This window comes from Actinomadura fibrosa, from assembly GCF_900659615.1.
GTDB classification, from domain to species: Bacteria; Actinomycetota; Actinomycetes; order Streptosporangiales; family Streptosporangiaceae; genus Spirillospora; species Spirillospora fibrosa.
Window position 1 is genome coordinate 1 of record NZ_CAACUY010000393.1, and the last position, 5,747, is coordinate 5,747.

7 protein-coding genes and 1 pseudogene are annotated in these 5,747 nt (G+C 74.1%); 2 read left to right on the forward strand and 6 right to left on the reverse strand.

The genetic code is table 11. From position 1 onward, the window contains the following. Positions 1-51: 51 nt before the first annotated feature. Positions 52-372, forward strand: a complete 321-nt coding sequence (locus E1300_RS53655; RefSeq protein WP_278045442.1) for an RlpA-like double-psi beta-barrel domain-containing protein — start codon at positions 52-54, stop codon at positions 370-372. 37 nt (positions 373-409) lie between these two features. Here E1300_RS53655 and E1300_RS46950 read toward each other — a convergent pair whose 3' ends face one another. From E1300_RS46950 to E1300_RS46975, 6 genes are all read right to left on the reverse strand, one after another. Continuing rightward, entirely contained in the window at positions 410-1,150 is a 741-nt protein-coding gene (locus E1300_RS46950) for a copper homeostasis protein CutC (RefSeq protein ID WP_131763742.1), read from the reverse strand. Beyond that, positions 1,147-2,094: an asparaginase gene (locus tag E1300_RS46955; protein ID WP_131763743.1), complete on the reverse strand. Its 948-nt coding sequence runs from the start codon at positions 2,092-2,094 to the stop codon at positions 1,147-1,149. Before E1300_RS46955 ends, E1300_RS46950 begins: the two co-directional genes overlap by 4 nt. Before the next feature lie 11 nt (positions 2,095-2,105). Then, positions 2,106-2,990, reverse strand: a complete 885-nt coding sequence (locus E1300_RS46960; protein WP_131763744.1) for an amino acid ABC transporter permease — start codon at positions 2,988-2,990, stop codon at positions 2,106-2,108. Next, complete coding sequence (locus E1300_RS46965; protein WP_131763745.1) at positions 2,987-3,631, reverse strand: amino acid ABC transporter permease; 645 nt, start codon at positions 3,629-3,631, stop codon at positions 2,987-2,989. The genes E1300_RS46960 and E1300_RS46965 overlap by 4 nt, the downstream gene beginning before the upstream one ends. Before the next feature lie 19 nt (positions 3,632-3,650). Further along, positions 3,651-4,589, reverse strand: a complete 939-nt coding sequence (locus tag E1300_RS46970) for a glutamate ABC transporter substrate-binding protein (RefSeq protein ID WP_131763746.1) — start codon at positions 4,587-4,589, stop codon at positions 3,651-3,653. Between the two features lie 95 nt (positions 4,590-4,684). Next, positions 4,685-5,413, reverse strand: coding sequence for an amino acid ABC transporter ATP-binding protein (locus E1300_RS46975; protein ID WP_131763747.1), 729 nt, complete (start codon positions 5,411-5,413; stop codon positions 4,685-4,687). A 116-nt stretch (positions 5,414-5,529) separates the two neighbouring features. Between E1300_RS46975 and E1300_RS46980 the strand changes: the two are divergent. Continuing rightward, positions 5,530-5,747 (forward strand): annotated as a pseudogene (locus E1300_RS46980) (ROK family transcriptional regulator); the annotation flags it as partial.

Consider the following 5,747-nt stretch of genomic DNA (forward strand, 5'->3'; position numbering starts at 1 on the left):
GTGGGAGGCGGCCGGGCTGCCCTCGCTCGGCGGCGTCGCGGGGAGCCGGCGGTGAGCGTCGTCGCGGTCGTCGGGAACCCGCGCCCGCCGTCCACGCCTCCGGCCTCGAACGGAGCGGGCGCGGGGAGCGTCGTCTGCGCGGGCTCGACCGTCACGCTGTCGGGGGAGAGCGGCGCCCCGGCCGCGTCCAGCAACACGCTGCCGATCGGAAGCCGGGTGAAGGTCACCAACCTCGACAACGGCAAGTCCACGACCGTGCGGGTCACCTCCGTGTCGGGGAGCTGCACGCTGCTGAACAACGCCGCGTTCGAGCAGGTCCGCGAGCCCGGCAAGTTCCTGATCCGCCGGGCCCGCATCGAGCGGGTGGCCTGACGCCGGACGGGCGGCGCGGCGCCCGTCCGGGCAGGGGTCAGCGGCCGTGCATCACCGCGGCGATGCCCGCCTCGGTCGTGACCAGCCGCTGGTACTCCGGGCGGCGGAGCTCGCCGCCCATGAACGGGTACGGGTTGCGGTGGACGGCCGGGCTCGGCGCCTCGGACAGCGCCGCGAAGTGGATCTCCCGGGCGCCGGTCTCCGCGACGACGCGCGCGATGTTCCGGGCGGTGACGCCGCCGCCCGGCATCACGACGATGCGGTCGCCGGCGCGCCGGACGAGCTCGGCGATCAGCGGGGCGCCCTCCAGGACGCTCACGTCCTGCCCGGACGTCAGGACGCGGTCCACGCCGAGCTCGACGAGGGTCTCCAGCGCCGCGAACGGGTCGGCGGTCATGTCGAACGCGCGGTGGAAGGTGACCGGCAGGCCGTCCGCCGCCGCGATGAGCCGCTCGGTGACGGGCCGGTCGACCTCCCCGGCGGCGGTCAGCGCGCCGATCACCACGCCGTGCGCGCCGGCCTCGCGGACGAGCGCGACGTCGTGCTCCATCGCCGCGACCTCGTGCTCGTCGAAGATGAAGTCGCCGCCGCGCGGCCGGATGATGACGTGCACCCGGATCGACGACACCGCGTCGAGCGCGGCGCGGACCGTCCCGAGGCTCGGGGTGAGCCCCCCGTCGAACAGCGCCGCGCACAGCTCGACGCGGTGGGCGCCGGCCCGCTCGGCGGCGACGGCGCCCGCGACGCTGTCGATGCAGATCTCGTAGGTCAGGCTCACTGGCGTCCTTCCGGGGTGGTGCGGATCTCGCCGACCCGGCGGCCGCCGCCGAGGACCGGGACGGTGCCGAGCGCGGCGGCCGGGGCGGTCTCGGCGCCGAGCGCGGCGAGGGCGGCGAGGGCGATGGCGGTGGTGGCGCGGGGGCTGCCGTCGACGACCTTCACCGCGACGGCGTGGCCCTCGCGGGTCGCGGCGATGAACACGCCCTCGGCGCCGCCCTTCGCCACGGAGCCGGGCAGCGCCCGCATGAACTCGGTGTTGGCGTGGCCCGTCCCGCCGACGTACTCGGGATGGGCGCGCATGGCGTCGGCGACCGCGCGGCACGGGCCGTCCTGCGCGCGGACGAGGGTCTGCGCCGCCCGCGCGAGGCCCGTGAGGGTGAGGCCGAACAGCGGGGCGCCGCAGCCGTCCACCGCGACCGGGGACGGCATCTCGCCCGCCGCGTCGCCGAGGGTGGTGCGGACGCCCTGCTGGAGGGGATGCCCCGGGTCGAGGTAGGTGCCGGTCTCCCAGCCGTTGGCGACGCAGGCGGCGAGCATGGCGGCGTGCTTGCCCGAGCAGTTCATGCGCTCGCGCGACGGCCCCTCCCCGGCCCGGACCAGCGCCGCCCTGGTCGCCTCGTCCTCCGGCCAGTCGGGCGGGCAGCGCAGGGCGCCCCCGTGGAGCCCTGCGTCCGCGAGGATCGCCTCGACGGTCTTGACGTGGACGTCCTCACCGGTGTGGCTGCCCGCGGCGATCGCGAGGCGCTCGCCGGTGAGCGGCGCGCCCGCCGCGAGGCAGGCCGCGGCCTGGAACGGCTTGGTCGTGGAACGCGGCAGGACGGTCTCCCGCACGTGGCCGCGCGCGTGGGCGAGGGTGCCGTCCGGGGCGAGCCCGGCGACGCTGCCGTAGTGGCGGCTCTCGACGAACCCGTTCCGGACGACCTCGGCCAGAACTTCGTACATGCCTCTTCCTCTCACGCCGCGGGAGCCGCCTCGCGGACGGCGCGGGACGGGCGGGTGCGCTGCCGCGCCTCCAGCGTCCGCGCGAGCTTGGACAGCGACGCGTTGATGACCAGGTAGATCAGCGCGATCACCAGGTACGTCTGGATCAGCAGGTGGTTGTAGTTCGCCAGCACCTTGCCGCTGTAGAGCAGCTCGGCGTAGCTGACGACGTAGCCGAGCGAGGTGTCCTTCAGCAGCCCGGCGGACTGGCCGACGAGCGACGGCAGGACGCGCCGCGCCGCCTGCGGCAGGACGATCAGCTGCATCGCGCGGCCGCGCGTCAGGCCGAGCGCGAGCCCCGCCTCCAGCTGGCCGCGCTCCACCGACCGGATCCCGGCCCGGAAGATCTCGGCGAACGCGGCGGCGTTGGACACCGACAGCGGGACGGCGAGCTTCCAGAACAGCGGCAGGTCCAGGCCGTAGCGGGGCAGCGCGAACAGCACCACGTACACGAGGAGCAGCGCCGGGATCGTCCGGACGACCTCCACGTACGCGGCCGACGGCAGGCGGATCCACCGGGACGGCGACAGCCGCCCGAGCGCGAGCGCGACGCCCGCCGCCATCGCGAGCGCGATCGACACGGCCGCGGCCTCCGCCGTCGAGCGCAGGCCCTCCAGCAGGTACCGCCACATCGGCCACGTCCCGTAGGGCCGCCAGCGGTCGGCGTCGAGCTGGCCGTTGGCGGCGAACTGCCGCAGCGCGAGCGCGGCGAGCGCGAGGCCCGCGAGCACGGTCAGCGCGGTGGCGATCCGGATGCGCCGCCGCCCGCGCGGCCCGGGCTCGTCGAACAGCAGCCGCGCGGTGCCGCGCCGGCCGGTCCGCCGGGTGGTCCGCCGGGTGCTCCCTCGGGTGCTCATCGCAGGATCGCCAGCTTCCGTTCGAGCGTGCCGGTGACGAGGCCGACGACCGCCGACAGCGCCATGTAGCCGAGGCCCGCCGTGACGAAGATCCAGATCGGCTGCGCCTCGGCGAGGTTGACGCGGTTGGCGGCGGCGGTCAGCTCGACCACCCCGACCGCCGCCGCCAGCGCCGTGTTCATCAGCGTCATGATCGCGATGTTGCCGAGCGGCTGGACGACCGTCCGCAGCGCCTGCGGCAGGACGACCAGCCGCAGCGACTGGACGAAGGTGAGCCCGAGCGCGCGGGCGGCCTCGCCCTGCCCCGCCGGCACCGCGTTGATCCCGGAGCGGATCGCCTCCGCCGTGTAGGCGCCCTGGTAGAGCGCGATGACGACGGTCGCGGTGGTGAACAGCCCGGCCATGACGCCGATCTCGGGCAGGCCGAAGACGGCGAGCACGAGCCAGACGAGCAGCGGGACGTTCTGCAGCGTCTCGACGTAGGCCATCCCCGCGGCGCGCAGTACCCGGACGGGGCTGACCCGCGCCGCGGCCACGGCGATCCCGGCGGCGAGCGCGCCCGCGAGGGACAGCAGCGTCAGCTCGACGGTCAGCAGCAGGCCGTCGCCGAACTCGCCGAGGTGGTCGGTGATGACGTTCATGGCGGGCGGGCCCTCCCTCCTACTCCGAGCCCGGCGCGGACCCGATCGCGGGCGGCTGCGGGGCGTCGCCCTGCACGACCGTCCCGATCGAGTTCTTCCAGACCTTCGCCCACAGCCCGGACGCCTGGATCTGCTTCAGCCAGTCGTTGACGAACGCCTTCATCTGCGCGTCGCCGTGCTTGAGGCCGATGCCGTACGGGTCGGACGTGAACGGCTTGCCCTGGATCTGGATGGACGGGTCCTGCTTCGCGGTGGCGAGCAGCACGGCCTCGTCCTGCACGTACGCCTGGCCGCGGCCCTGCTTGAGCGCCTGGACGCACTCGGGGTCGCTGCCGAACGTCACGATCTTCGCGTCCGGGGCGGCCTTCTTGATGGCCGGGATCGCCGGGGTGTTGGCGCCCGCGATGACCGTCTTGCCCTTCAGGTCGGCCGGAGTCGCGATGCCCGACTCGCCCTTCTTCGTGGCGATGACCAGGCCCGAGCTGTAGTACGGCCCGGCGAACGCGACCTGCTTGGCGCGTTCCGGCGTGATGCTGTAGGTCTGGAACACCACGTCCACGGTGCCGTTGGACAGCAGCGCCTCGCGGGTCTCCGACGCCGAGTTGACGATCTTCACCTCGGGCTTGCCGATGATGTACTTGGCGAGCAGCCGGCCGAAGTCGGCGTCCAGCCCCTCGACCTTCTTCGTCGCCGGGTTCTGCTGGGACAGCAGCGGCGCGTCCAGCGAGCCGCCGACGATCAGCTGCCCGCGCTTGCGGATCTTCTCCATGGTCGAGCCGGCCGGGATGCTCGACGCGACCGGCGCGGACGCGGCGAGGTCGTCCTTCGCGCCGCCGCCGGCGCCGGGCACGGCCGAGCCGGAGTCGTCGTCGCTGGAGCAGGCCGCCAGGCCGGTCAGCGCCAGTGCGGCGACCGCGGCCACCGCCGCGCGCCGCGTCCCCGCGGGGAAACGCACCATTGTCGTGAACCTTTCTCGGGTGCGGCCGGAAGCGGCCGCCGGTGGGGTGTGCTGCTCGGGGCCCGTGTCGGCGGTGTGCCGTCAGCGGTGTGCCGTCAGTGGCTGAGGACCTTGGCCAGGAAGTCCCTGGCCCGGTCGCTGCGAGGGGAGTCGAAGAAGGCCGCGGGCTCGCCGGTCTCGACGACCTCGCCGTCGGCCATGAACACGACGCGGTCCGCGACCTTGCGGGCGAACCCCATCTCGTGGGTGACGACGACCATCGTCATGCCGTCGCGGGCGAGGCCGGTCATGACGTCGAGGACCTCGCCGACCATCTCCGGGTCGAGCGCCGACGTCGGCTCGTCGAACAGCATCGCCTTCGGCCGCATCGCGAGGGCCCGCGCGATCGCGGCGCGCTGCTGCTGCCCGCCGGACAGCTGCGCGGGCAGCTTGCCCGCCTGCTCGCCGATGCCGACCCGGTCGAGCAGCTCGCGCGCCGTCCGCTCGGCGTCGGCCTTGGAGACGCCGCGCACCCGCGTGGGCGCGAGCGTCATGTTCTCCAGGACGGTCCTGTGCTGGAAGAGGTTGAACGACTGGAACACCATGCCGACGTCCGCGCGCAGCCGGGCGAGCGCCCGGCCCTCCGCAGGCAGCGGCGCGCCGTCGATGCGGATCTCCCCGGCGTCCGCCGTCTCCAGCCGGTTCAGGCACCGGCACAGGGTGGACTTGCCGGAACCGGACGGGCCGATCACCACGACGACCTCGCCCCGCGCCACGTCCAGGTCCACGTCGCGCAGAGCGGTGTGGTCGCCGAAGCGCTTGTGCAGGCCGCGCACCTCGATCATTCGGTCATCCTCGTTCCAACTTCCTTCGATTTCGAAGACGAACGAGACGATAGAGCGTCAAATCGACGCAAGTCAACGGATTGCTGTACCAAGTTCGCGCATGCTATCTATCTGGGGTGCGCAACAGCAGAGAGGACGGACCGGCGGCGCTCGTGCGGCTGGTGGCGACCGGCCAGGCCGAGTCGCGGGCCGAGCTCGCCCGGCTGTCGGGCCTCGCCGCCTCCAGCGTCTCGCTGCGCGTCGAGCAGCTCATCGAGGCCGGGCTCTTCGCCGAGGGCGGCGCCGGCGCGTCGCGCGGCGGGCGCCGCCCGCGCCGGCTACGGCTCGCCCGCGG

Bases quoted from the DNA above. Each gene is read 5' to 3' on its own strand.
- E1300_RS46955 (WP_131763743.1), bottom strand. From the start codon at position 2,094: ATGTACGAAGTTCTGGCCGAGGTCGTCCGGAACGGGTTCGTCGAGAGC.
- E1300_RS46960 (WP_131763744.1), bottom strand. From the start codon at position 2,990: ATGAGCACCCGAGGGAGCACCCGGCGGACCACCCGGCGGACCGGCCGG.
- E1300_RS46965 (WP_131763745.1), bottom strand. From the start codon at position 3,631: ATGAACGTCATCACCGACCACCTCGGCGAGTTCGGCGACGGCCTGCTG.
- E1300_RS46970 (WP_131763746.1), bottom strand. From the start codon at position 4,589: ATGGTGCGTTTCCCCGCGGGGACGCGGCGCGCGGCGGTGGCCGCGGTC.
- E1300_RS46975 (WP_131763747.1), bottom strand. From the start codon at position 5,413: ATGATCGAGGTGCGCGGCCTGCACAAGCGCTTCGGCGACCACACCGCT.